The organism is Chromobacterium subtsugae, assembly GCF_001676875.1.
GTDB classification, from domain to species: domain Bacteria; phylum Pseudomonadota; class Gammaproteobacteria; order Burkholderiales; family Chromobacteriaceae; genus Chromobacterium; species Chromobacterium subtsugae.
Map to the genome: position 1 here is coordinate 129529 of NZ_JYKA01000005.1, position 22946 is coordinate 152474.

At 68.0% G+C, this 22946-nt stretch carries 20 protein-coding genes; 17 read left to right on the plus strand and 3 right to left on the minus strand.

The genetic code is table 11. From position 1 onward, the window contains the following. The first annotated feature begins 1 nt into the window (after position 1). The 17 genes from MY55_RS08305 (at position 2) to MY55_RS08385 (ending at position 17541) form a co-directional block, all read left to right on the plus strand. Positions 2 to 1120 (plus strand): YopN/LcrE/InvE/MxiC type III secretion system gatekeeper, encoded by a 1119-nt coding sequence (locus tag MY55_RS08305; RefSeq protein WP_065202239.1) that lies wholly within the window; start codon positions 2 to 4, stop codon positions 1118 to 1120. A gap of 42 nt (positions 1121 to 1162) precedes the next feature. Beyond that, positions 1163 to 3208, plus strand: coding sequence for an EscV/YscV/HrcV family type III secretion system export apparatus protein (locus MY55_RS08310; protein WP_065202240.1), 2046 nt, complete (start codon positions 1163 to 1165; stop codon positions 3206 to 3208). Between the two features lie 16 nt (positions 3209 to 3224). After that, positions 3225 to 3632: an SPI-1 type III secretion system chaperone SpaK gene (gene spaK / locus MY55_RS08315; RefSeq protein WP_065202241.1), complete on the plus strand. Its 408-nt coding sequence runs from the start codon at positions 3225 to 3227 to the stop codon at positions 3630 to 3632. Next, entirely contained in the window at positions 3611 to 4918 is a 1308-nt protein-coding gene (gene sctN / locus MY55_RS08320; protein WP_279625440.1) for a type III secretion system ATPase SctN, read from the plus strand. The genes spaK and sctN overlap by 22 nt, the downstream gene beginning before the upstream one ends. Then, a complete protein-coding gene (locus tag MY55_RS08325; protein WP_065202242.1) occupies positions 4902 to 5357 on the plus strand; it encodes a hypothetical protein in 456 nt (151 codons plus the stop codon). Before sctN ends, MY55_RS08325 begins: the two co-directional genes overlap by 17 nt. Next, positions 5345 to 6370, plus strand: coding sequence for a SpaN/EivJ family type III secretion system needle length determinant (locus tag MY55_RS08330; RefSeq protein WP_065202243.1), 1026 nt, complete (start codon positions 5345 to 5347; stop codon positions 6368 to 6370). The genes MY55_RS08325 and MY55_RS08330 overlap by 13 nt, the downstream gene beginning before the upstream one ends. Beyond that, complete coding sequence (locus MY55_RS08335; protein ID WP_065202244.1) at positions 6370 to 7266, plus strand: YscQ/HrcQ family type III secretion apparatus protein; 897 nt, start codon at positions 6370 to 6372, stop codon at positions 7264 to 7266. The genes MY55_RS08330 and MY55_RS08335 overlap by 1 nt, the downstream gene beginning before the upstream one ends. Next, positions 7256 to 7915 carry an EscR/YscR/HrcR family type III secretion system export apparatus protein gene (locus tag MY55_RS08340; RefSeq protein ID WP_043572072.1) on the plus strand — a complete coding sequence of 220 codons (660 nt, stop codon included), beginning with the start codon at positions 7256 to 7258 and terminating at the stop codon, positions 7913 to 7915. Before MY55_RS08335 ends, MY55_RS08340 begins: the two co-directional genes overlap by 11 nt. Before the next feature lie 359 nt (positions 7916 to 8274). After that, a complete protein-coding gene (locus MY55_RS08345) occupies positions 8275 to 8535 on the plus strand; it encodes an EscS/YscS/HrcS family type III secretion system export apparatus protein (RefSeq protein ID WP_065202245.1) in 261 nt (86 codons plus the stop codon). A 3-nt stretch (positions 8536 to 8538) separates the two neighbouring features. Next, complete coding sequence (sctT, locus tag MY55_RS08350; RefSeq protein WP_065202246.1) at positions 8539 to 9312, plus strand: type III secretion system export apparatus subunit SctT; 774 nt, start codon at positions 8539 to 8541, stop codon at positions 9310 to 9312. 1 nt (position 9313) lies between these two features. Continuing rightward, positions 9314 to 10378 (plus strand): EscU/YscU/HrcU family type III secretion system export apparatus switch protein, encoded by a 1065-nt coding sequence (locus MY55_RS08355; protein ID WP_047249720.1) that lies wholly within the window; start codon positions 9314 to 9316, stop codon positions 10376 to 10378. Positions 10379 to 10490: 112 nt separating this feature from the next. Then, a complete protein-coding gene (sicA, locus tag MY55_RS08360; RefSeq protein WP_043572081.1) occupies positions 10491 to 10994 on the plus strand; it encodes a type III secretion system translocator chaperone SicA in 504 nt (167 codons plus the stop codon). Next, positions 10991 to 12733, plus strand: coding sequence for a type III secretion system needle tip complex protein (locus MY55_RS08365; protein ID WP_047257636.1), 1743 nt, complete (start codon positions 10991 to 10993; stop codon positions 12731 to 12733). Before sicA ends, MY55_RS08365 begins: the two co-directional genes overlap by 4 nt. Before the next feature lie 19 nt (positions 12734 to 12752). Then, a complete protein-coding gene (locus MY55_RS08370) occupies positions 12753 to 14006 on the plus strand; it encodes an IpaC/SipC family type III secretion system effector (RefSeq protein ID WP_081284650.1) in 1254 nt (417 codons plus the stop codon). Between the two features lie 80 nt (positions 14007 to 14086). After that, positions 14087 to 15127: a type III secretion system needle tip protein SctA gene (gene sctA, locus MY55_RS08375; RefSeq protein ID WP_065202247.1), complete on the plus strand. Its 1041-nt coding sequence runs from the start codon at positions 14087 to 14089 to the stop codon at positions 15125 to 15127. Between the two features lie 22 nt (positions 15128 to 15149). Next, positions 15150 to 17318: a hypothetical protein gene (locus MY55_RS08380; RefSeq protein WP_065202248.1), complete on the plus strand. Its 2169-nt coding sequence runs from the start codon at positions 15150 to 15152 to the stop codon at positions 17316 to 17318. Continuing rightward, positions 17302 to 17541: an acyl carrier protein gene (locus MY55_RS08385; RefSeq protein WP_047236246.1), complete on the plus strand. Its 240-nt coding sequence runs from the start codon at positions 17302 to 17304 to the stop codon at positions 17539 to 17541. The genes MY55_RS08380 and MY55_RS08385 overlap by 17 nt, the downstream gene beginning before the upstream one ends. Here the strand turns inward: MY55_RS08385 and MY55_RS08390 are convergent. From MY55_RS08390 to MY55_RS08400, 3 genes are all read right to left on the minus strand, one after another. Continuing rightward, positions 17533 to 19881 carry an ATP-binding protein gene (locus tag MY55_RS08390; protein ID WP_052877945.1) on the minus strand — a complete coding sequence of 783 codons (2349 nt, stop codon included), beginning with the start codon at positions 19879 to 19881 and terminating at the stop codon, positions 17533 to 17535. The two genes, MY55_RS08385 and MY55_RS08390, sit on opposite strands and share 9 nt — an antisense overlap. Beyond that, positions 19878 to 20579 (minus strand): response regulator, encoded by a 702-nt coding sequence (locus MY55_RS08395; RefSeq protein WP_065202249.1) that lies wholly within the window; start codon positions 20577 to 20579, stop codon positions 19878 to 19880. Before MY55_RS08395 ends, MY55_RS08390 begins: the two co-directional genes overlap by 4 nt. 263 nt (positions 20580 to 20842) lie before the next feature. Beyond that, positions 20843 to 22921, minus strand: a complete 2079-nt coding sequence (locus tag MY55_RS08400) for a hybrid sensor histidine kinase/response regulator (protein ID WP_244270671.1) — start codon at positions 22919 to 22921, stop codon at positions 20843 to 20845. Positions 22922 to 22946: the final 25 nt, after the last annotated feature.

Genomic DNA, 22946 nt, shown 5'->3' on the forward strand with positions numbered 1-22946 from the left:
GATGGAAATCAACCACCGCGCGGTGTTCAGCATAGGCCTGCGCTCCCCCAAGCAGCAGGCCCGGCAAGAAGCGCAGCGCGACGCCGTGCGCCAGAGCGAGGCGAGGCAGGCCGAGGCACAGCAGGCGGCGGAGGACGCCAGCCCGGCGGCCGAGCTGCAGCGCTTCGCGCAGTCCAGCGATGAGATGGCGGCGGCGCTGACGATGTTCCGCAACCGCCGCGACTACGACAAGAAGCAGGGCGGTCTCGCCGACAGCTTCGAGCGGGTGCTGGACGAAGAGGCGCTGCCCAAGTCGCGCCAGCTGCTGCAAGTGGCCAAGGCGCACGGGCTGACGGCGGAAGAGCTGCTGCGCCAGGCGCGCGCGCTGTTTCCCGACGACAGCGACCTGGCGCTGGTGCTGCGCGAACTGCTGCGCCGCCACCAGCTGGACGAGGTGGAACGCAAGCGGCTGAAGGCGCTGCTCAAGCAGGTGGAGGAGCAGGCCGCGCCGCGGCCGTTCAAGGCCGGCATCAATTGCGCGCTGAAGGCGCGGCTGTTCGGCAAGGCGCTGGACCTCAGCCCCGGCCTGCTGCGCGCCAGCTACCGGCAATTCCTGGAGAGCGACGCCTCCGAGGCGGAAATCTACCAGGACTGGGTGGCCAGCTACGGCTGCCAGCGGCGCGCGGCGGTGCTGGATTTCATCGAGGGCGCGCTGCTGGCCGACATCGACGCGCAAGACCCCAGCTGCTCCGGGCTGGAGTTCGGCCATCTGTTGGGCCGGCTCAGCCAGCTCAAGTCGCTGCGCTCGGCCGACGCGCTGTTCGTCGGCCGGATGCTGGCCAATCCGCTGGCGCGCCGCTTCAATCCCGCCGAAGCCGACTGGCTGCTGTTGCTGCTGTCGCTGCTGCAGCAGCCGCAAGACGTCGACGCGCTGCTGGCCGACACGGTGGGCGAGGCCGCGCTGCTCAGCCGCCACGCCGATCATTCCGCGCTGTTGCAAACGCTGTACCAGGCCTGCAAGGCGTTGCCCCCCGGCCTGTTCGCCGACGAAGCCTGGCAGCCGGCGCTGCTGGAGGAGTTCCGCCGGCTGGCCGGCGTCGCCTACCGCCGCGAACTGGCGGAAAAACGGCGCGAAAGTTAACCGCCCGGCGCGCCGCGCCGGCTTACCCTGGATGGAGCCCTGGTGTTGAATTCCTTGCTGAACGGCGCGCGCACGCGGCCGGAACTGCTGATCTTGCTGTTGATGGTGATGATCATCGCGATGCTGATCATCCCGCTGCCCACCTATCTGGTGGACTTCCTGATCGGCCTGAACATCGTGCTGGCGGTGCTGGTGTTCATGGGCTCGTTCTATATCGACCGCATCCTCAGCTTTTCCACCTTTCCGTCGGTGCTGCTGATCACCACACTGTTCCGCCTGGCGCTGTCGATCAGCACCAGCCGGCTGATCCTGATCGAGGCCGACGCCGGCGAGATCATCGCCACCTTCGGCCAGTTCGTGATCGGCGACAGCCTGGCGGTGGGCTTCGTGGTGTTCTCCATCGTCACCGTGGTGCAGTTCATCGTCATCACCAAGGGCTCGGAGCGGGTGGCCGAAGTGGCGGCGCGCTTCTCGCTGGACGGCATGCCCGGCAAGCAGATGAGCATAGACGCCGACCTCAAGGCCGGCATCATCGACGCCGACGGCGCGCGCGAGCGCCGCAGCGTGCTGGAGCGCGAAAGCCAGCTGTACGGCTCTTTCGACGGCGCGATGAAGTTCATCAAGGGCGACGCCATCGCCGGCATCATCATCATCTTCGTCAATTTCATCGGCGGCATCGCCGTCGGCATGAGCCAGCACGGCATGGACCTGTCCACCGCGCTGTCCACCTACACCATGCTGACCATAGGCGACGGCCTGGTCGCGCAGATTCCGGCGCTCTTGATCGCCATCAGCGCCGGCTTCATCGTCACCCGCGTCAACGGCGACGGCGACAATATGGGCCGCAGCATCATGAGCCAGCTGCTGGGCAACCCCTTCGTGCTGGCGGTGACCGCGGTGCTGGCGCTGGCGGTGGGCATGCTGCCCGGCTTTCCGCTGCCGGTGTTCCTGGTGCTGGCGGCGGCGCTGGGCGGCTTGTTTTACTACAAGCGGCGCCAGGCCCGCGCGGCAGGCGGCAAGCCCGCTCCGGCCGCCAGCGGCGGCGCCGAGCCGACGCCAGCCGCCCGCGAGGGCGGCCTGGGCCTGATCGGCAACCTGGACAAGGTGGCGGCGGAAACCGTGCCGCTGATCCTGCTGCTGCCGAAAAGCCGGCTCGCCGCGCTGGAGTCGGCGCAACTGGCCGAGCGCCTGCGCAGCCAGTTTTTCATCGACTACGGCGTGCGCCTGCCGGACATGCTGCTGCGCGGCAACGACAAGCTGCCGGACAACCGCGTGGCGGTGCTGATCAACGAGATCCGCGCCGACGAGTTCGCCATCCATTTCGACCTGCAGCGGGTGGTCAACTACTCCGACGAGGTGGAAACGCTGGGCATGCAGCCGCTGCTGGCCGACGGCCAGGCCTGGGTGGCGCCGGCCGACGGCGACAAGCTCGCCACGCTGGGCTACCAGCTGCGCGCCGCGCCGGACGAGCTCTACCACTGCCTGGCCGCGCTGCTGGCGCGCCACGTCAACGAATACTTCGGCGTGCAGGAAACCAAACACATGCTGGACCAGCTGGAAGGCAAATACCCCGACCTGCTGAAGGAAGTGCTGCGCCACGCCACCGTGCAGCGCATCGCCGAGGTGCTGCAGCGGCTGCTGGCCGAGCGCATTTCGGTGCGCAACATGAAGCTGATCATGGAGGCGCTGGCGCTGTGGGCGCCGCGCGAGAAGGACGTGATCAACCTGGTGGAGCACGTGCGCGGCGCGCTGGCGCGCTACATCTGCCACAAGTTCGCCAGCGGCGGCGAGTTGCGCGCGGTGATGGTGTCGGCCGAAGTGGAAGACCTGGTGCGCAAAGGCGTGCGCCAAACCTCGGCCGGCGCCTTTCTCAACCTGGAGCCGGCGGCGTCTGACGAACTGATGGACCTGTTCGCGCTGGGCCTGGACGGCCTGGGCGTGGCGCACCGCGACATGGTGCTGCTGGCCTCGGTGGACGTGCGCCGCTTCATCAAGAAACTGGTCGAAACCCGCTTCCGCGAGCTGGAAGTGGTGTCGTTCGGCGAAATCGCCGACAGCGTGTCGGTGAACGTGCTCAAAACCATCTAATAGAGGAGGCAAGCTTATGTTCGCACTGGATATCGCCCAACTGGTCCGCTCGGCGCTGCGGGAAAGCGGCTGCGACCCGGCCATGCTGGGCGAGCTGGACAACCACTCCACCATCGCGTTGGACCTGCATGAGCTGCCCAGCATCCACGTCGGCGCGCAGGACGCCGAGGTCTGGCTGTGGGCGCGCCTGACCGAGCACGGCGAAGCGGCGCTGGCGCAGCGCGGCGGCGACCTGCTGCAAGAGCTGCTGCAAGGCTGCGACTATGCCCGCGGCGGCCAATTGCAGCTGGCGTTGAACGACGGCGCGCTGGAGCTGAAGGCGTTGGTCAATCCGGAATTCCTCGCCGACGGCGCGCGTTTTTCCGAGGCGCTGAACGGCTTCTTCGACAGCCTGGAGCGTTTTTGCGAGTTCACGCTGCGATGAAGCCGCCGCGCCTGCTGCGCCGGCTGGCCAACCCGCAGCGCCTGTCCGGCCCCATTCTGGAAGCCGCCTTGCCCGGCGTGGCGATAGGCGAGCTGTGCGACATCCGCCGCGGCTGGCAGGACCGCGAGGTGGTGGCGCGCGCCCAGGTGGTGGGCTTCCAGCGCGAACGCGCGGTGCTCAGCCTGATCGGCGCCGCCCGCGGCCTGTCGCGCGAGGCGGTGCTGGCGCCCAGCGGCCGCGCGATGTCGGCCTGGGTGGGCGAGGCGGCGCTGGGCGCGGTGCTGGACCCGACAGGGCGGATCGTCGAACGCTTCGCGCCGGCCGAGGGCGCCGGCGGCGAAGAACGCGCCATCGACGCCGACCCGCCGCCGTATTCGCAGCGGGTGGGCATACGCCAGCCGCTGGCCACCGGCGTGCGCGCGATAGACGGCTTGCTGACCTGCGGCGTCGGCCAGCGCGTCGGCATCTTCGCCGCCGCCGGCTGCGGCAAGACCATGCTGATGCACATGCTGATCGAACAGGGCGACGCCGACGTGTTCGTGATCGGCCTGATCGGCGAGCGCGGCCGCGAGGTGACCGAGTTCGCCGAATCGCTGCGCGCCTCGCCGCGGCGCGGGCGCTGCGTGCTGGTATACGCGACGTCCGACTTTTCCTCGGTGGACCGCTGCAACGCCGCGCTGCTGGCCACCACGGTGGCGGAGCATTTCCGCGACCAGGGCAAGAAAGTGATGCTGTTCGTCGATTCGATGACGCGCTACGCCCGCGCGCTGCGCGACGTGGCGCTGGCGGCGGGCGAGCCGCCGGCCCGCCGCGGCTATCCGGCCTCGGTGTTCGACAGCCTGCCGCGCCTCTTGGAGCGGCCGGGCGCCACCCGCGGCGGCAGCATCACCGCCTTTTACACCGTATTGCTGGAGAGCGACGACGAGCCGGACCCGATGGCTGACGAGATCCGCTCCATCCTGGACGGCCACATCTATCTGAGCCGCAAGCTGGCCGGCCAGGGCCATTACCCGGCGATAGACGCGCTCAGGAGCGCCAGCCGGGTGGCGGGCCAGGTGACGGACGCAGACCACCGGCGCAGCGCCGCCGCGGTGCGCGGCCTGATGGCCAGGCTGGAGGAGCTGCAGGTGTTTCTGGACCTGGGCGAATACCGGCCGGGCGAAAACGCCGACAACGACCGGGCGCTGGCCGCGCGCGCGCCGCTGCAGCGCTGGCTGCGCCAGGGCGTGGACGAAAGCTCGCCGCTGGCGGACACCCTGGCGGGCCTGCATGCGCTCGCCGATTGAGCCGGGGCCGCTGTTGTCGCGTTGCCAGGCCGAACAGCGGCGCTGCGACAGCGAACTGGCGCAGCTGGCGCGGGAGGACGGGCAACTGGAAGCGCGCCAGCGCGATCTGGACGGCCAGGGCGAAGGCCTGCGCCGGCTGCTGCTGGCGCAGCGCCCAGCCGGCGCGGCCTTGGACCGCGGCCAGCTGTTCGCGCTGCTGCGCAAGCAGGCGGTGCTGCGCCGCCAGCTGCAAAACCTGGACTTGCAGCGGGAGCAGGCGCGCGAACAGCGGCTGCAGCTGGCGGAGCGGCGCGAGCGGCAGGCGGCGCTGCGCCGCCAGTGGCTGCGCAAGGAAGAAAAATACCAACGCTGGATGCAGCTGCAACGCCGGCGCCGGCGCTTGCTGGGCTTGCGTCAGGAAGAAATCGAACAAGAGGAGATGACGACATGGCAAGCGTGATGCCGACAAGCGCGCCGGCGGCGATGGCGCCGGCCCAGCAAGCGGAAGCCGAGGGCGTGGCGGGCGCGTTCGCGCGGCAGGCCGGCCGGCTGGCGCGGGACGAAACGGGGGGCGAGCGCGACAAGGACAAGGACGCGTTGCCTGAAACCGGCGTTTTCGCGCTGTTGCCGCCGGCGTTGCCGCCGCTCGGCCTGCCGGCGCATGGCCGCCGCGCCGCCGACGCTCAGCCCGTGGCAGCGGGCATGAAGGCGGCGAGCGGAGCGGTGGAGAAAGAGGCGCGCCGCGACGGTGGCCGCGCATCGCTGGAGCAGGCGCTCGCCGCGGCGGCGAAAGCCGCCGCCCATGCCGGCGCGGCCGCGCCGCAGCCGGGCCTGAAACCGCGCGGCAAGGAGGCCAGCGGTCCCGCCGCGCATGGCGAGGGTGGCCTGAAGGAGAAGGCGCAGCCTGCGCTGCCCGCCGCGCCGCTGGCCGAACCGTGGCGGCTTGGGCCCTTGTCGCACGAGCACTTGCGCGCGGCTTTGCCCGCCGCAGCCGGCATGCCGCCCAGCCCGCCGCAGAGTCCGTTGTCTGACCTGCCGGCAGTCCCGTCGCTTGGCCGGCTGAAGGATGAGCCGCACAAGCCGGTTGCGGCTGAAGCGTCGGCGCAGCCGGCCAGCCTGCCCGCCGCGCCGCGGAAAGAGGCGGAAGCAGGTCTGCCGCCGCGGGCGGAAACGCCTCGGCCGCAAACGCCGGGCATGGAGCGCCAGCCGCCGCAACCAGCCGCGGCGGGGGAGCCGCAAGCCGGCCTGACCTATCGCTTCCAGCGCTGGGGCGGCGAGCATTCGGTCAATGTGCAGTTGCCGTCCGGGCCGGGCGCCGCGCAGCTGACGCTGCAGCCGTCCGACAGCCTGGTGCAGCAGCGCCTGAGCGAGCAGTGGCAGCATGGCGACCCGCAGCGCTGGGAGCTGGCGCGGGACGGCGGCGAGCGCCAGCGCCGCGACGGCCGCCAGCCTGAGCCGGAGGAGGACGCGTGATGTTGAAACTGCGGCGAGTGGAGGGCGAAACGCTGGCCTTGCGCCAGGCGGCCGAAATCTGGGCCGGCCAGGGCTGGGAGGCGGAGATCGCCTATCCGCCGCGCCATGGCCGCTGGCTGGAAGTGGCGGACGAGGACGGGCGCTGGCAGGGCTGGCTGGAGCCGCGCGCCTGGCTCGAGAGCATGGCGCCGGATCTGGCGGTGCTGGCCAGCGGCGCCGGCGCGGAGCGGCAGGCCGGACGCCTGATCGCCGCCAGCCCCGCGCCGCTGCATTGGCCTATGCCCGATCTGCCGCGCGGACGGGTGCGCGCCGGCGCGGAGCGGGATGGCGGCGAACTGCCGCAGCGGCCGCTGTTGCGAGTGGCTACGCCGCAAGGGCCGGTATGGCTGGCCAGGGTGGAAGCGCCGCGGCCCGCCGCCATGCCGGCGAGGCGTTTCGACTGGCTGTCTGCGCCGCTGGCTTTCGGCCTGGGGCATAGCCACATCAGCCAAGCCCTGCTGCGCAGCGTGCGCGGCGGCGATGTGCTGCTGGTCCAGCAAACGGCGTCCCTGGTGGCCTGCCATGGCAGGACGGTGGGGCGTTATCAACGATCCGATGAAGGAATCATCATGGAATGGCAAATGGAAGAGGCGGCGGAGCGGGATGAGCCGGCGCTGGCCGATATCGAACAATTGCCGGTGCGGCTGGAGTTCGTCTTGCAGCAAAGCCGGGTGACGCTGGCCGAATTGCGGCAGCTGTGCCAGGGCCGGCTGCTGCCGTTGCAGGCCGGCGCCGAGCGCCAGGTGGAGGTGCGCGCCAACGGCGCCTTGCTGGGCCGCGGCGAGCTGGTGCAACTGGATGGGCAGCTGGGCGTGGAAGTGGCGCAGTGGCGGGACGGGCCGGACGATGTCGAATGATATTTCGCTGATCGCGCTGCTGGCGTTTTCCACGCTGCTGCCGTTCCTGATCGCGTCGGGCACCTGCTTCATCAAGTTCTCCATCGTGTTCGTGATGGTGCGCAACGCGCTGGGCCTGCAGCAGGTGCCGTCCAATATGACGCTCAACGGCATCGCGCTGATGCTGTCGATGTTCGTGATGCTACCCGTCGCGCAGCAGGCTTACGGTTATTACCAGGAAGAGCGAGTCAGCTTCACCAGCGTGGAGTCGGTGAGCAACTTCGTCGAAAACGGCCTGGACGGCTACCGCGCGTATCTGCAGAAGTATTCCGACCCGGAACTGACCCGTTTCTTCGAGAAGGCGCAGGTCGACCGCGCCGAGCGCGAAACCGGCAGCGCCGCGGCGGACGAACAGCCATCCATCTTCGCCTTGCTGCCGGCCTACGCGCTCAGCGAGATCAAGAGCGCGTTCAAGATCGGTTTTTACCTGTACCTGCCCTTCGTGGTGGTGGACCTGGTGATCTCCAGCATCCTGCTGGCGCTGGGGATGATGATGATGAGCCCGGTGACGATATCGGTGCCGATCAAGCTGGTGCTGTTCGTGGCGCTGGACGGCTGGACGCTGTTGTCCAAGGGCCTGGTGCTGCAATACCTGGATCTGGCGACGTAGCGGGCGCCGGGGCGGCGGCAAATGGCGCTACCGGTTTGAACGGAGCGGAGAGTCCGCTGCGCGGGCGATGATTTTCATGGCCGGGGCTGCCCGGCAGGCAGGTCTGGGAGCTGTCTCGCCAGCCCCCTGACAACCCCAGTCGACCCCGACCGCGCGGCGAAACCCCGCCCCCGCATCCCTCGCCAAGGCGCCGCCGAACTCGCGATTTGCTAGCGTCAAATCGCTCAGACAAACGGCGGCTTAAAACCTTGGCGAGGGATGCGCGGACGGCTTGCGCTGGCGGGGAAGGCGGGAGCGTCGGATGCGTCCTGCCCTTAGGCTCCTGCGTGCACAGTTTTTGTTGATTGAAAGGTTTTCCTATGAACGACCTGGTTTTCGCCGGCAACAAGGCGCTTTACCTGGTGCTGCTGATGTCGGCCTGGCCCATCGTGGTCGCCACCGTGATCGGCCTGCTGGTCGGTTTGTTTCAAACCGTCACCCAGCTGCAGGAGCAGACGCTGCCGTTCGGCATCAAGCTGTTCGGCGTCAGCCTGTGCCTGTTCCTGCTGTCCGGCTGGTACGGTGAAACCTTGCTCGCCTTCGGCCGCGAGGTGATGCGGCTGGCGCTGGCCAGGGGCTAGCCGATGCCGTTCGGGCTGTTTTTCGAGATCCACGGCTGGGTGGCCGCGGCGGCGCTGGGTTTCGCCCGCGTGGCGCCGGTGTTTTTCATCCTGCCTTTCCTCAATAGCAATGTGCTGACCGGGGTGGTGCGCACCTCGGTGGCGATGCTGGTGGCGCTGGGACTGTGGCCGCACGCGCCGGAGGCGCTGCCGGCCTTCGACGCGCTGTCGTTCGCCGCGCTGATCGCGCGCGAGGCGACGGTGGGCTTGCTGCTGGGCTGCCTGCTGGCCTGGCCGTTCTGGGTGTTCCACGCGCTGGGCAGCATTATAGACAACCAGCGCGGCGCGACGCTGAGCAGCAGCATAGACCCGGCCAACGGCGTGGACACCTCGGAGCTGGCCAATCTGTTCAATCTGTTCGCCGCCGCGGTTTATCTGCAGGGAGGCGGCATGGCGCTGATGCTGGATTTGTTCCGCGAAAGCTACCGCTTGTGCGACCCGCTGGGCGGCGGCATGCCGGCGCTGGCGCCGCTGCTGGGCCTGCTCAATCAGGTGGTGTCCAAATCAGTGGTGCTGGCCAGCCCGGTGATGGCGGCGCTGCTGCTGACCGAGGCGGTGCTGGGACTGTTGTCCCGCTTCGCGCCGCAGATGAACGCCTTTGCGGTGTCGCTGACGGTGAAGAGCGCGGTGGCGCTGCTGATCATGTTGCTGTATTTCGCGCCGGTGCTGCCGGACGCGCTGGCGCGGCTGTCTTTCCAGCCCGGCGCCTTGTCCGGCTGGCTGCCGGCCGGAGGCTGAGATGTCGAACAAGACCGAACAGCCGACGCGCAAGCGGCTGCGCGATTCGGCCAAGAAGGGCCAGTCCTTCAAGAGCCGCGACCTGGTGGTGGCCTGTCTCACCCTGTGCGGCGTGGCCTATCTGGTGTCTTTCGGCTCGCTGGTGGAGTTGATGGGCGCCTTTCGCCAGGCCATCGCCGGCGGCTTCAGCTTGGACATGGCGGGCTACGCCAAGACGGTGGCCTGGCTGGGGCTAAAGCTGCTGCTGCCCATTTTCTTGCTGTGCGTCGCCGCCTCGGCGCTGCCGGCCTTGCTGCAAAGCGGCTTCGTGCTGGCCAGCGAGGCCTTGAAGCTCAATCTGTCGGCGCTCAATCCGGTCAACGGCTTCAAAAAGCTGTTCAGCCTGCGCACGGTGAAGGAGGCGGTGAAGGCGCTGCTCTATCTGGCCAGCTTCGCGGCGGCGGTGGCGGTGATCTGGCGCAAGCACAAGGAGCTGCTGTTTTCCCAGCTCAACGGCAGCCCGCTGGACATGGCCGGCGTGTGGCGCGAGCTGTTGCTGTCGCTGGTGCTGACCTGTCTGGGCTGCATCGTTCTGGTGCTGCTGCTGGACGCCATCACCGAGTATTTCCTGTTCATGAAGGACATGAAGATGGACAAGCAGGAAGTGAAGCGCGAGATGAAGGAACAGGAAGGCAATCCGGAAATCAAGTCGCGCCGCCGCGAGGCGCATATGGAAATCCTGTCCGAGCAGGTGAAGTCCGACATCGAGAACTCGCGGCTGATCATCGCCAACCCCACTCACATCGCCATCGGCATCTACTTCCGCCCGGAAGTCGTGCCCATCCCCTTCGTGTCGGTGCTGGAAACCAACCAGCGCGCGCTGGCGGTGCGAGCCTACGCCGAGAAGGTCGGCGTGCCGGTGGTGCGCGACGTGCCGTTGGCGCGGCGGATCTTCGCCGGCCATCGCCGCTATTCCTTCGTCAGCCTGGAGGAGGTGGACGAAGTGCTGCGCCTCTTGGTCTGGCTGGAGCAGGTGGAGAACGCCGGCCAGCCGGAGCCGGACGACAACCCGCCGAACGCCGGATGAGCGATTCCTGAATGTTTGCCCGCGCGCTCCGCGCTTAAATGATTCCGACCGCTTGCCACACAGGCGGTTGCTAGCCAGCTCTGCCGGGTTGGTGACCTTACCAGGAGCAGATATGAACGCGAATGACAACGTCAGCGACGACCGCTTTGCGGAGATGGTCTGGGAAGCCGTGAGCGGAGGCGCCACGTTGAAGGACGTGCACGGGATTCCGCAGGACATGATGGAAGGCCTGTACGCGCACGCTTACGATTTTTACAACAAGGGACGGCTCGACGATGCGGAGACCTTTTTCCGTTTTCTCTGCATCTACGATTTCTACAACTCCGATTACATCATGGGCCTGGCGGCGGTTTGCCAGCTGAAGAAACAGTTCCAGAAAGCCGCCGACCTCTACGCGGTGGCCTTCGCGCTGAGCAAGGACGACTACCGGCCGGTGTTCTTCACCGGCCAGTGCCAGCTGTTCCTGCGCAAGGCGGCCAAGGCCAGGCAGTGTTTCGAACTGGTGTGCGAGCAAAGCGCCGACGAGGCGCTGCGCGCCAAGGCCCAGGTGTATCTGGACACTTTGCAGGAAACCGAAAACGGGCAGTCCCGCGAGCAGGAAAAGGAGCAGGCATGAGTGACGCAGGCACCATAGGCAGCGCGTATCTGCGCAATCCCGGCCTTGCCGGCGCGGCTTTCGACAGCGTGCGCAAGGACGGTTCCTTTCTCGACGCCGCCGACAAGGCGCTGAAGGCGGTGCTGGCCACCCGGGCCGGCGAAGGTAAGCCGACAGTGAGCGAGCGCGATCTGGCCACCCCGGCGCTGAGCCAGCCCAGCCCCAAGGCCCAGCGCGAGCTGGACGGCAGCGGCAAACTGACGCTGCTGCTGGGCCAACTGATGACGCTGCTGGGAAATGTCTCCCTGTCGCAGCTGGAGAGCCGTCTGGCGACCTGGCGCGCGATGATGGAGTCGCAGCAGGCGATGGGCAATCAGCTGTCGCAGGAATTCCAGCAGGCGGTGGCCGAATCGCAGGCCGCCACCGAGGCCTTCCGCGGCGCCGAAGGCGAGTATGAAACCGCCAAGGCGGCGGCCGACGCCGCGCAGCAGAAGGCCGCGGCCGCCAAGGCGAAGCTGGAGGCGATGCAGCCGGACGACCCGGGCTATGCCGACGCCAAGGCGGCCAGCCAGCAAGCGGCGGCCGAGGCGCAGCTGGCGCTGCAAAAGGCCGGCCAGGCGGGCGAGCTGGCGGAGAAAGCCCGCCTGGTGGCGGTGGACAAGGCCAAGCGGGCGGACGAGCTAGCGGGCAAGGTGCAGGGCGCCAACGTCAACACCGACGCGGCCCGCAAGGGCGCGGAAGACCACCTGAGCAATGTCGGCAAGCTGACCATGCTGATGGCGATGTTCTCCAAGCTGGTGGGCGAGAATAGCGAAAACAGCCTGAAGAACGACCTGGCCCTGTTCGAAGCGATGCAGGAAGGCCGGCAAAAAGAGATGGACAAGAAATCCGCCGAGTACCAGGAAGAGGTGCGCAAGGCGGAGGAGCTCAACCGCGTCATGGGATGCGTGGGCAAGATTCTGGGCGCGCTGCTGACGGTGGTCAGCGTCGTGGCCGCGGCTTTCACCGGCGGCGCCAGCCTGGCGCTGGCCGCGGTGGGTGTCGCTTTGATGGTGGCCGACGAGGTGGTGAAGGCCACCACCGGCGTGTCCTTCATGGAAGAGGCGCTCAAGCCGCTGATGGAAAAAGTGCTCAAGCCCTTGATGGAGCTGATAGGCAAGGCGCTGAGCAAGGCCCTGGAAAGCATGGGGGTGGACAAGAAAACCGCCGAAATGGTGGGCGCCATCGCTGGCGCCATCATCGCCGCGGTGGCGATGGTGGTGGTGATGGTGGTGGTGGCCACCGTGGGCAAGGGCGCGGCCAGCAAGCTGGGCGGCGCGCTCAGCAAATTGATGGGCGATACCATCAAGAAGCTGGTGCCCAAGTTGCTGAAGGAATTGGCCAGCAACGGCGGCAAGCTGCTCAGCCAGGGCATGCAGCGGCTGGGCAACAGCCTGGGTCTGCGCACCGACGAGCTGTCCAAGCAGCTGATCCGCAACACGCTCAACCGCGTGGTGGTGGGCGGCGAGGTGGTCAATGCCGCCAGCCAGGCCGGCGGCGGCGTGGCGCAGGGCGTGTTCATGAAGAACGCGTCGGAAGCGTTGGCGGATTTCTCGCTGGCGCGCGCCTCGATGGAGCAGATCGAGCAATGGCTGAAGCAGGCGGTGGAAGCCTTCGGCAGCACCCAGAAAATCACCCAGGAACTGACCGCGGCCATGTCCGCCGCGCTGCAGCAAAACGCGGAAGCCAGCCGTTTCGTGCTGCGCCAGAGCCACGCCTGAACCAGAGGAGCCATAGAATATGATCAGCCTGAATCACAGCAGCCCCCTCGCCATTTCCCTCCCGACCGGCGCCGACAGCCCCAAGGCGCGCGCCGCCGACGGCCTGATTTCCGTCGCCACCCTGCTGCCGGCGCTGCGCGCCAGCGGCGAAACCGGCCGCGAACTGGCCGGCGCGCTGGCGGGCCAGCCCGAACTCGCCAAGCCGCAAGGCATGCTGAAGCCTGAGGACGCCGGCGCGCTGCACCGCTGGCTGAGCGGCAAGCTGGACGACCGCCAGTTCACCGCCGGCATCGAGCAGACCATGGGCAAGCTGGAGTTGCTCATCGACAAGGAATTGAAAGCGCGCGGCGACGAGGCCAAGGACCCGGCCTTCGACATCAGCGGCATGTCCACCCGCATGGCCGCGCTGCTGGCGCAGGCCATCGTGCTGATGTCGGCGCTGCGCACCGCCGACAGCGCCCTGAGCAGCAAGCTGTCGCAGGTGAGCTTCGACGCCACCAAGAGCACCGCGGCTTCCATGGTGCGCGAGGGCCTGTCCAATCTGTCCAGCAGCGTGGCGCAGGGCGCGATCCAGTTCGGCGTCACCGGCGTCGGCGCCAAGAAGCAGCTCAGCGGCCTGTCCGCCGAGCGCGGCGCGCTGAAGAACAACGCGCCCAAGCTGAACAAGCTGGGCGACGAGGCGCGCAACATCCAGGGCGCGCTGGGCCGCCAGGGCAGCGTCAAGCTGGGCGCGGACGCCGACAGCATGAAAGACATCAAGCTGGCGTCGCCGCAGGCGGGCAACCGCCAGAGCCTGGCCGAGATGAATGCCCAGCCGGGCGCCGGCGCCGGGGTGGCGGACGGCATGGCCGCCGCGCGCGACGGCGCGGTGCCGCTGCAGGCGAGCAATCAGCGTCTGGCCAGCCAGCATGAAGCCGCGCTGGGCAGCGTCGGCGACGACATTCCGGTGAAAACCCGCGCCGAGCAGGCCGCGCTGGAAGACACCCGGCTCAAGTCGCAGGCCAAGCAGACCACTGGCAAGGCCATCATGGAGGCGTCCAACGCCGCCGGCGGCATCGCCGGCGGTTCCGGCCGCTACGCCGCCACGCTGGAGCAAGCCGATCAACAGATCAGCCAGGCGTCCGGCCGGGTGGCCTCCAACGCCTCCGACGAGGCGCGCGAGCGCAGCCGCAAGGCCGACAGCATCATCCAGGATCTGCTGAAGACCCTGGAAGGCGTCAGCCAGTCCAAGAGCGCCGCGATGGGCGCCATCGCCGGCAACATCCGCGCCTGATCCCGTCAACCGGGCCGGGGCGCTGCGCCCTGGCTGCCCTGTCGCCCGCCGGCGTCCTGCTGGCGGGCGTGGAGAGACTCATGCTCGACTCCCTGATCCGCACCCCGTCCATTCCGCTGTACTCCGCCGCGCGCGCGCAAAGCGAAGCGCCGGCCGCCGAGCTGCAAACCGCGCCGCCGCGCGGGGAAAGCGCGCCGCTTCCGCCCAACGCCAAGCTGATGCAGGCCACGCTGCAGTCCGCCAGGCAGCTGGACGCCGCGCTGCAGTCGCAACAGCGAGACGCCGCCGCCGGCCGGCCGCCCGCCGGCGAAACGCAGGACCGCAAGGCCTTGGCGCTGCACCAGCTGGACGGCAATCTGCGCGGGCTGAGCGCGGCCGGCTACCGTCTGGCGCCGGAAGCGGTGAGCGCGATGGCCGCCGAAAACGACGCGGCGCTTGACGCCGCGCCGCAGCTGCTGCGAGAGCAGGCGCCGACGCTGGCTGATCACCAGATGTATCCGGACAGCGTGTTGTGGGACAACATCGCCAAGGCCATCGGCGGCATCAACGACAACTATCTGGGCGTCTACGAGAATGTGGTGGGCAAGTACACCGCCTTCTACCAGGCGTTCAGCGACATCCTGGCCAAGCTGGGCAGCCTGATTTCGTCCAACGACAAGGGCGACAAGGTGACGCTGGAGGTCGGCCAGCTGGTGACGCTGTTGGAGAAGCTGAAAACCGATTTCAGCCTGCCCAATTCCGCCGCCATCCTGTTTCCCAAACAGGGCGCCAAGGCCACCGAGGCGCAAGCCAAGCAGTGGGCGAGCGAGCTGGGCCTGCCGGACGGCTGCGTGAAGCCCTTGCCGGGCGGCGGTTACGGGGTGGTGCTGGACCTGGGGCCGATCACCGTGATGACAACGGAGCTGAACAAGTTGGGTAGCGGCAAAGTGGAGCTGGACAACGCCAAGTTCCAGTCCTGGAAGGCCGGTTTCGACGCCCAGGAAGAAAAGCTGAAAAACACGCTGCAGACGCTGACCCAGAAATACAGCAACGCCAACTCGCTGTTCGACAACCTGGTCAAGGTGCTCAGCAGCACCATCAGCAGCTGCCTGGAAACCGCCAAGTCCTTCCTGCAGATCTGACGCCGAACTTCCGGGAGCGCGCATGACCATCACATTGCAACGATCGACCTCCTGCCCGGACCTGTCTGCGGCCGCCGCGCGGGAGCCGGGGCCGCAAACCCCGCTGGCCGGCAGGATGCGCGGCGCCGCCGCCGCGCCGGCGGTGGGGCTGGAGGGTTTCAAGGCCGACTTCGCCAACCGCAGCCTGGAGGCGCTGTTCGGCCAGTCCAGCCAACCGGAGCGGCTGCGCCAGTTGTACCAGTCCTCCGCCAATGCCTATGCCAAGCTGGAAATCGCCGAATTCGCCAAAGTGTTCCACCGGTTGGCGCAAAGTCCGGATTTGAGCGAGGAAGCCCGGGCCGCGCTGGACGGGCAGGCGCGGCAATACGCCGCGCAGATTCTCAAGGACGGCCTGGGCGAGCGTTCGGCTTTCGGGCCGTGGACGCCGAAAACCGCCAAGGGCTACCAGCTGCGCGCCCGGCTGGAGCATCAGCTGGCGCAATTCGCCGCGCTGCGGCTGGGGGGTGACGCCGCCCGGCTGGGAGCCGATTTCATGAACCGGGAGGTGCTGCCTTTCGTGCGGCAATACCTGGAGCACCAACTGGCGGGCAAGCTGGACGAAGCCTGCGTGCGTGAACTGACCGGCGTGTTCGACCGCGCCGCGCATCAGGCTTTCGAAGCCTTGCGGCAAGGCCGCGACGAGCTGGTGCAGCTGCACGGGCTGGGGGTGGGCAAGCTGGCGCGCGATCTGGACACGGTGGCAGTGCTGCCGCTGCTGATGCGCAATGTGCTGGCGCAGCTGCAGCCGCCGGCCGAGGGAAGGGCCGATCCGGCCAGCCCGGCCGCTGATGACGGCGCGGCGAAGCCGGAGGCGGCCGGCGGCGTCCACATCCGCATCGGCGACATCCATATCGACAATAGCCGGCACATAGACAACAGCCGCCATATCGACAACAGCCGGCGCGGCCGCGGCGCGCCGACGCCGCTGTCCCTGGCGCTCAAGCTGCGGCGCGATCCGGGCGGCGACGGCAAGGCGCGGGCCGAGCCGGCTGCATCCGGCAAGCCGCCGCCGCCGGCCGCCAGCCTGGCGCGTGATGCCGCCGTCCAGACCCATCCGGCAGCCGCTGAGCCCGCGCCGCCCAATCCGGCCCAGGCCGATGGCCACGGTCAGGCGGCGCCATTCCCGGCCTGGCGCAGCTATTACCCGGAAGCGGTGCTGCGCTCCATCGGTTTTCAAAGCCGGGACGACGCTCACCCGGCGGCAAGGGCGTTGGTGGCGGACATGCGCAGCGCGCTAAGGCTGGATGCCGCCAGCGAGATGGACCCGCATTCGCCGTTCGCCGCGCTGGCGCGCGCGCGCGACGCGGCATTGCGCGAAGCGCCGGGCGAGGCGCGGCAGCCATATGAAGCGCCTGTCGATGCTGCGCAGTGGGCGGTGCTGAAGCAGGGGCTTAACCGGCACCCGCAAAGCGAGCAGCTGCGCGGCCAGGTGCGCCGGCTGGCGCGCTTGACCAATCTCGCGCGCGGCGAATGGCCGCAAGACAGCGCGGTGCAGCGGTTGCTGCAGTGGGGGCTGGCGGCCATGCCGGCTGCCGGACCCGCCCCGGACCTGCCGCCGGGGCCGCCTCCGGACGCCGGCCCATCCATATCGACCCAGGATGGCGCGCCGTTCGCCGGCATCGCGCTGCGTGGCGCCGCGCCGCGCCTGCCCGCCGCCGACTACCTGCGCGGCTACCCGTTTCGCAGCGATCCGCAAGCGCCGGCGCTGCTGTTGATGAGCGCGCTGCGCGAAGCGCTGGAGGCGGACCCGGCCACGCCGTGGCCGCTCCGGCGCGAATTCGACCGCAGCCGCGACGAGCTGCTGCCGCGCGCGCAGCTGGACCAGCGCCGGGCCTTGCAACGCTTCGCCGACGGCGACGCCGCGGTAGCGCCCAGGCTGGGCCAACTGCTGTCCTTGCTGGACGCCCATCCGCGGCGGCAGGCGTTGGTCGATCTGGGCAGGCGGCTGGCGCGCGAAACGGCGCTGCTGCCGCGCGGCGAGCCGGCCAACCCGCTGGTGGCGCAGTTGCTGGCCGGACTGGGGCTGGACGCCGCGGAAGAAGCGAGACGGCGCGAGCCCGCCACGCCGGCGTCCACGGTGGTCCTCACCGTAGACGGCCAGCATCTGGACGCCGCCGCCATTCGGGAGCGCAGCCGTGCCGCGCGCGATTGAGGCCAGGGTGCTGGCGGTGCTGGGCGCCAGCCTGGGGGCGGAGGTGGGCCGGATCCAGCCCGCGTCGCGGCTGGTGGACGATTTGTGCGCCGATTCGCTGGAGCTGCTCGACATGGTGATGATGCTGAACGACGAGTTCGGCATCGAGATCGGCGTCGAGGACATCGTCGGCATCCGCACCGTCGCCGATGTCGAGGCCGCGGTGGCGCGCCGCCTAGCCTAGCGCCTGCCGCAGCCGGGCTAGCTGTTCGCGCAGCGCGGCGTCGTCCTTTTGCGGCTGCCGCAGCAAGGCTTCCATCTGCCGCGCGGCATCGGCCAGCTCGGCGTGGCCGGTGGACAGCGCCGCGCCGCCCAGCCGATGCGCGTGGTGGATGGCGACCGGCCAGTCGCGCGCCTGCAGCGCCTGTTCCAGCAGCTGGGCGTCTTCCCCGCAACTGCTGCGGAATATCCGTTGCAGGTCGGCGTCGGACGAGGCCGTAGCATCGGCTTGTTCCTCTGGCGAGGCGGCGGGAGTTTCCAGCCACAGCGCCAGGATCTGCCGCAGCTGCTCCAGCCGCAGCGGCTTGGACAGGCAGCTGTCCATGCCGCTTTCCAGGCAGCGTTGCTGGTGCGCGATGCCGGTGGTGGCGGAAATGGCGACGATGGGCAGATGGGGCGGCGGCTGCAGCGCCGGATGGGCGCGCAGCCGCTGAGCCAGCTCGTAGCCGCTGATGCCGGGCAGGTCGCAATCGAGCAGCACCATGGCGAAACGCTGGCCTCGCGCCAGCAGCGCCAGCGCGGCGGGCGCGTCCTCCGCCATTTCGGCGCGGTAGCCCAGCTCCCGCAGTTGCTGGGCGATGACGAAGCGGTTGGCCGGCTGGTCTTCCACTACCAGGACCGCGGCGCTTGGCGACGCCGGCTGCGAAGGCGGGGCGGCGTCGATGTCCGCCGGCTTGGCGGCGGGCTGCGGCAGGCAGTCCACCGGCAGGCGCAGGGTCATAGTGGTGCCTAGCCCCGGCAAGCTGGACAGCGTGATGCTGCCGGCCATCAACTCCACCAATTGGCGGCAGATCGCCAGCCCCAGGCCGGAGCCGCCGTAGCGGCGCGTGGTGTCGTCGGCCTGGGAAAAGGCGGAAAACAGCCGGTATTGCTGTTCCGGCTCGATGCCGATGCCCGTGTCCTGCACTGTCACCAGCAACGCGCCGCTTTCTCCTTCCGCCAGCCGCAGATCCACTCGCAGCAGCACCTCGCCCTGGTGGGTGAACTTCACCGCGTTGCTCAGCAGATTGCTCAGGATCTGGCGCATGCGCACCGGGTCCAGCAGCAGCGGGCGCTCCAGTCCGCTCAACTGCACCGTCAGTTTCAAGCCCTTTTTTTCCGCGCAGGGGCGGTAGACGGCGGCCACGCTGCCGGCCAGCGCCGCCATGTCGGTGGCCACCGGCTCCAGCGCCAGCTTGCGCGCGTCCAGCTTGGAGATGTCCAGCACATTGTCCAGCAGCTCCAGCAGGTTCACCGCCGAGGCGTTGGCCAGCGCCGCCAGCTCTTGTTCGCGCGGCGGCAGCGCGGCGCGCCGCAGCAGCTCCACCGATGCCAGGATGGCGTTCATCGGCGTGCGGATTTCATGGCTCATCACCGCCAGAAACAGCGATTTTTCCGCCTCGCTGCGCTGGGCGGCGCGCTGGGCGGCGCGGGCCCGCTGGGCCAGCAGCGCCAGCGCCAGCAAGCCGGCGGCCAGCGCGCTGAGCTCGAAAGCGTAGTAGCGGGCGATGGAGCCCCACGACGGCATGCCGTAGTCGGTGGTGCGCAGCCAGGTGTATAGGATGGCGTCGGTGTCCTCGGCGGTGAGCTGGCCCAGCGATTTATCGATGATGTCGCGCAGCATGGGCTGGCGCAGGTTGACCGCCATCGATACCAGCCGCGGCATTTCGCTGACGCTGCCGGCGATGTGCAGCGTGCCGTAATAACGGCGCTGGATCACCGCCTGCAAGGTGGCGTCCAGGCCCACGGCGGCGTAGGCGCGGTCTTCCGCCACCGCGTCCAACGCGGCCAGCGGCGTGGCCGTCGGCACGATGCGGATGTCGGGGTAGTACTGGCGCAGGAAGTATTCGTAGGGGTCGCCTTGCTCCACCGCGACGGTCTTGCCGCTGAGTTTGGCCGGGTCGAACACGATGGGCTTGTCCGGCCGGGTGACCAGCAGGGTGCTGCCGGAGAAATAGGGGTCGGTGAACAGCATCTGCTGATTGAACGGCGCGGGAATCAGCTTGGGCGAGGTGGCGGTGAGCAGGTCCAGCTTGCCCTGCAGCATCATGGTCATCGCCTGGAAGCGGTTTTGCACCGGCACCAGTTGGAAGCGGATGCCGCTGATGTCGCCTATTCGTTGCAGGTACTCCTGGGTCAGGCCCTTGTGCTCGCCTTGCTCCAGATATTCGATGGGCCAGCCGTGCGGGTCTATCGCGTAGCGCACCACCGGGTGGCGCGCCAGCCAGGCGCGCTCGGCCGGATTGAACGGGCTGGCCAGGCTTTGGCCGTGGTCCAGCAGCAGGGCGGCGGCCAGCCACGCCGCCAGCCGGGCGGTGGATTTCATTTTTCCTCCAGACGCTGCTGCAGCTGGAACAGCTCGTTGTCGCGCCGCAGGCCCAGCTTTTTCAACGCCGACTGCTTCTGGTTGCTGATGGTTTTGACGCTGCGCGAGAACTTGGCGGCGATATCGCTCACCGACAGTCCGTGCAGGCAGCAGCGCAGCACTTCGCGCTCGCGCGGCGACAGGTCGGGGTGGTCCAGCAGGGTGGGGCTTGCTCCTTGCGGCGCGTCCGATGCCTCCAGCCGGGCATGCAATTCGCGCGACATCTCCGGGCTGAGGTAGTCGCGCCCGTCCGCCAGCGCGCGGATCGCCGCCACCAGTTCGTCCAGCCCCTGCTCCTTGCCGATGAAACCATGGGCGCCGCCGCGCAGGGCCAGCGCCACCGTGGCGGGCGTGTAGTAGGCGGACATCACCAGCAGCCGCAGCCGCGGAAAGCGTATCCGCAGCGCGCGGATCAGGTTGAGGCCGTCGATGTCGTCGGGGCGCAGCGCGTAGTCGATCACCACCACGTCGGTTTCCGCTGCCAGCCCGCCGGCCAGCGCCTGCATCAGCTGGCTGCTGGCGGTGAAGCTGCCGGCCACGCGCAGGCCGGCCACGCCGGCCAGGTGGCCGCTCAGGCCGTGCAGGATCATCAGGTGGTCGTCCAGCAAGGCGACGCGAATCGGGTGGGGCAGGGCGATGGAGATTTTGCTGTCGGACATGGCGTTTCCCACGGATGCTCGCCGCAGGGCCGGGCGCGGCCCCGCCGCTCTTTATTGTTGATTATGCATGCCGCCGGAGAAAGGGCGGCATGGCTGTTTTTGTCACGGCGAGCGCGCGTAAGCGCATTCCCCCTGCAATGATTCTACCCGGCGGGGGAGCGGAGCTACAGGCTTATGTCGATGCCGACAATGATTTATGCTTTTGATTTTATTTTTGTTTCTTTTGAATGCCAAAGGCCTTTTGCCTGACCGGCCAGGCGTAGCTATTCTTCGCAAAGCGCCTGCAAAGACGACAGCTCTCCTTGCCTGACCAATTGGCGCAGCCGCTCGATGAAATCCTGGCAGCGCAGGTTGTCCTGGGCAATGTGTTCGGCCCAATCCAGCAGATCCGTCATGGCGCCAAGGCTAATCAGCCGGCGGGCTTCTTCCAGCTGGCTGGCATCCGGCCGCTGGGCATGGCTAGCGTCGGGCGGCGTCTCGGCGAAAGGTGGGCCGCCTAGTTGCAACAAGCTGGCCAAAGTATTGCGCAGTTCCGCCAGGTTGATCGGTTTGAGCAGGCTGGCGTCGTAGCTCTGCGGCCCTATCGGTTGCGGCAGCGCGGAAATGGCCACCACCGGCACGCCGGGCAGCCGTTGGCGCGCTTCGGCCAGTACCGCCAGTCCGTTGGCGCCGGGCATCATGTGATCGGTCAGTATCAAATCGGGCGAGGAGCTCAGTCGCTGCATTTTCCGGATCAGTTCCAAGCCATTTTCCGAAGCGTCCACGGCAAAACCCTGGCCCGTCAGCTCATCGGCCAGCAAGCGTCGGATGTCGGGCGTATCTTCCGCCAGCCAGACCGTTTTGCCTTTTCCGTCTATCTGCGGCAGCACGCCCAGCGCATCCGGCCTGCAATAGCTGTCCATGTCCGCCTCGGACAAGGAGGGCGCCGTCAGCGTGATCTTGACCGCGGTGCCGGCCCCCGGCGCGCTGTCGATCTGCAGAGCGCCGCCCATGCGCTCCACCCATTGCTTGACGATGGACAGGCCAAGGCCGATGCCGGGCTGGGAGCGCGCCTGGCTCAGCCGCAGGAACGGTTCGAAAATGCGCCGCTGGTCCTCAACGGCAATGCCGCAGCCCGAGTCCTTCACCGTAAGCGACAGCTTGCCAGGCTGCCCGGCAAGATGCCGACGGTAATCGACGGCGAGAATGATAAGGCCCGACTGGGTAAACTTATTGGCATTGTCCAGAAGATTGCCCAATAGCTGGCGCACGCGCTTGCCATCCAGCTCCAACACCGGGGGCAACTCCGCGCCCGCCTCCAGCAGGAAACGGTTGCCCTTTTTCATCGAGAGGCTCTCGTGTTCCTGCGCAATCGCTTGAAGCAGCGCATGGATGTAAACCGGCTCTTTCTTCACCGCGTTAGGCGAGGCACCGGCCGCGTAGTCGATCAGATCATTGATCATTTGCAGCATATGGGTGGCGCTGCGGCGGATGATGCCGCCGCGCTCGGCATCGCTGTGGCCGCCGGCCTGAATCAGGTCGGCAAAGCCGATGATGGACGTGAGCGGCGTGCGCAGATCATGGCTGACGCGGGCCAGAAAGTCCGATTTGGCGCGGTTGGCTTCGCCGGCGGCGATCAAGGCGCCCTGCAACTCCCGCGTGCGCTCGTCCACTGCGTCCTGCAGACGCTCCTGCTCTTTTAAACGAGCATCCAGCAAGGCATCCTGAGCTTGCTGCTTTTCCAGCCGCAACTGCCGTTGGCGGCGAATGTTGACGGCCAGCAGCAGCAGGATGATGGACAGATTGCCCCAGATGATTTCCGCCCCGCCAATCATGGATTCGGACAGCAGGCCAAACCCCACGGCCATTTTCAGAATGGCGCGGCTGCTGTACAGGCAGAAGGCCAGGAAAAACAGCCTGGCCTCGCGCGAACCTTGCCGCCATCGGTGCAGGCAACTGCCAAAGATCAAAATCAGGCAGGGCACCAACAACCAGTTCAAGGCATAAATGAACATGCTGTAGTCGCCAAAGGCAGTGCCCGCGGCGCAGACCGCCAGCCCGGACATGGATGCTCGGTATAGCCAGCGCCAGAGCGCGATGCCGCCGGCTTCGATGAAGCGCATCATCAAGGCAAGCACAAACGCCACGACCAGGCAGGGCAGCACGCCAGTCATGCGTAAAACCGCATCGCCGCCGCCTTGCATCAGGTAGTAATAGTGATATCCCTGGAAGGAAAGATCGGCCATTAAGACGCAAAACGCCATGCCCGCCAGCAGCAGCGAAATCCGGTCCCGACGCGCCAGACCCATGGCCAGCGTGTACAGGGCAATGGTGAGCATGGAGCCGACCAGCAGCATTTCCATGGCCAGCTGTCGGTCCTGGTTGGCG

Excerpts from the sequence above, each read along its gene's own strand:
- MY55_RS08305 (WP_065202239.1), top strand. The coding sequence starts at position 2 with ATGGAAATCAACCACCGCGCGGTGTTCAGCATAGGCCTGCGCTCCCCC.
- spaK (WP_065202241.1), top strand. The coding sequence starts at position 3,225 with ATGTTCGCACTGGATATCGCCCAACTGGTCCGCTCGGCGCTGCGGGAA.
- MY55_RS08325 (WP_065202242.1), top strand. The coding sequence starts at position 4,902 with ATGCGCTCGCCGATTGAGCCGGGGCCGCTGTTGTCGCGTTGCCAGGCC.
- MY55_RS08330 (WP_065202243.1), top strand. The coding sequence starts at position 5,345 with ATGGCAAGCGTGATGCCGACAAGCGCGCCGGCGGCGATGGCGCCGGCC.
- MY55_RS08335 (WP_065202244.1), top strand. The coding sequence starts at position 6,370 with ATGTTGAAACTGCGGCGAGTGGAGGGCGAAACGCTGGCCTTGCGCCAG.
- MY55_RS08340 (WP_043572072.1), top strand. The coding sequence starts at position 7,256 with ATGTCGAATGATATTTCGCTGATCGCGCTGCTGGCGTTTTCCACGCTG.
- MY55_RS08345 (WP_065202245.1), top strand. The coding sequence starts at position 8,275 with ATGAACGACCTGGTTTTCGCCGGCAACAAGGCGCTTTACCTGGTGCTG.
- sctT (WP_065202246.1), top strand. The coding sequence starts at position 8,539 with ATGCCGTTCGGGCTGTTTTTCGAGATCCACGGCTGGGTGGCCGCGGCG.
- MY55_RS08355 (WP_047249720.1), top strand. The coding sequence starts at position 9,314 with ATGTCGAACAAGACCGAACAGCCGACGCGCAAGCGGCTGCGCGATTCG.
- sicA (WP_043572081.1), top strand. The coding sequence starts at position 10,491 with ATGAACGCGAATGACAACGTCAGCGACGACCGCTTTGCGGAGATGGTC.
- MY55_RS08365 (WP_047257636.1), top strand. The coding sequence starts at position 10,991 with ATGAGTGACGCAGGCACCATAGGCAGCGCGTATCTGCGCAATCCCGGC.
- MY55_RS08370 (WP_081284650.1), top strand. The coding sequence starts at position 12,753 with ATGATCAGCCTGAATCACAGCAGCCCCCTCGCCATTTCCCTCCCGACC.
- sctA (WP_065202247.1), top strand. The coding sequence starts at position 14,087 with ATGCTCGACTCCCTGATCCGCACCCCGTCCATTCCGCTGTACTCCGCC.
- MY55_RS08380 (WP_065202248.1), top strand. The coding sequence starts at position 15,150 with ATGACCATCACATTGCAACGATCGACCTCCTGCCCGGACCTGTCTGCG.
- MY55_RS08390 (WP_052877945.1), bottom strand. The coding sequence starts at position 19,881 with ATGAAATCCACCGCCCGGCTGGCGGCGTGGCTGGCCGCCGCCCTGCTG.
- MY55_RS08395 (WP_065202249.1), bottom strand. The coding sequence starts at position 20,579 with ATGTCCGACAGCAAAATCTCCATCGCCCTGCCCCACCCGATTCGCGTC.
- MY55_RS08400 (WP_244270671.1), bottom strand. The coding sequence starts at position 22,921 with ATGGAAATGCTGCTGGTCGGCTCCATGCTCACCATTGCCCTGTACACG.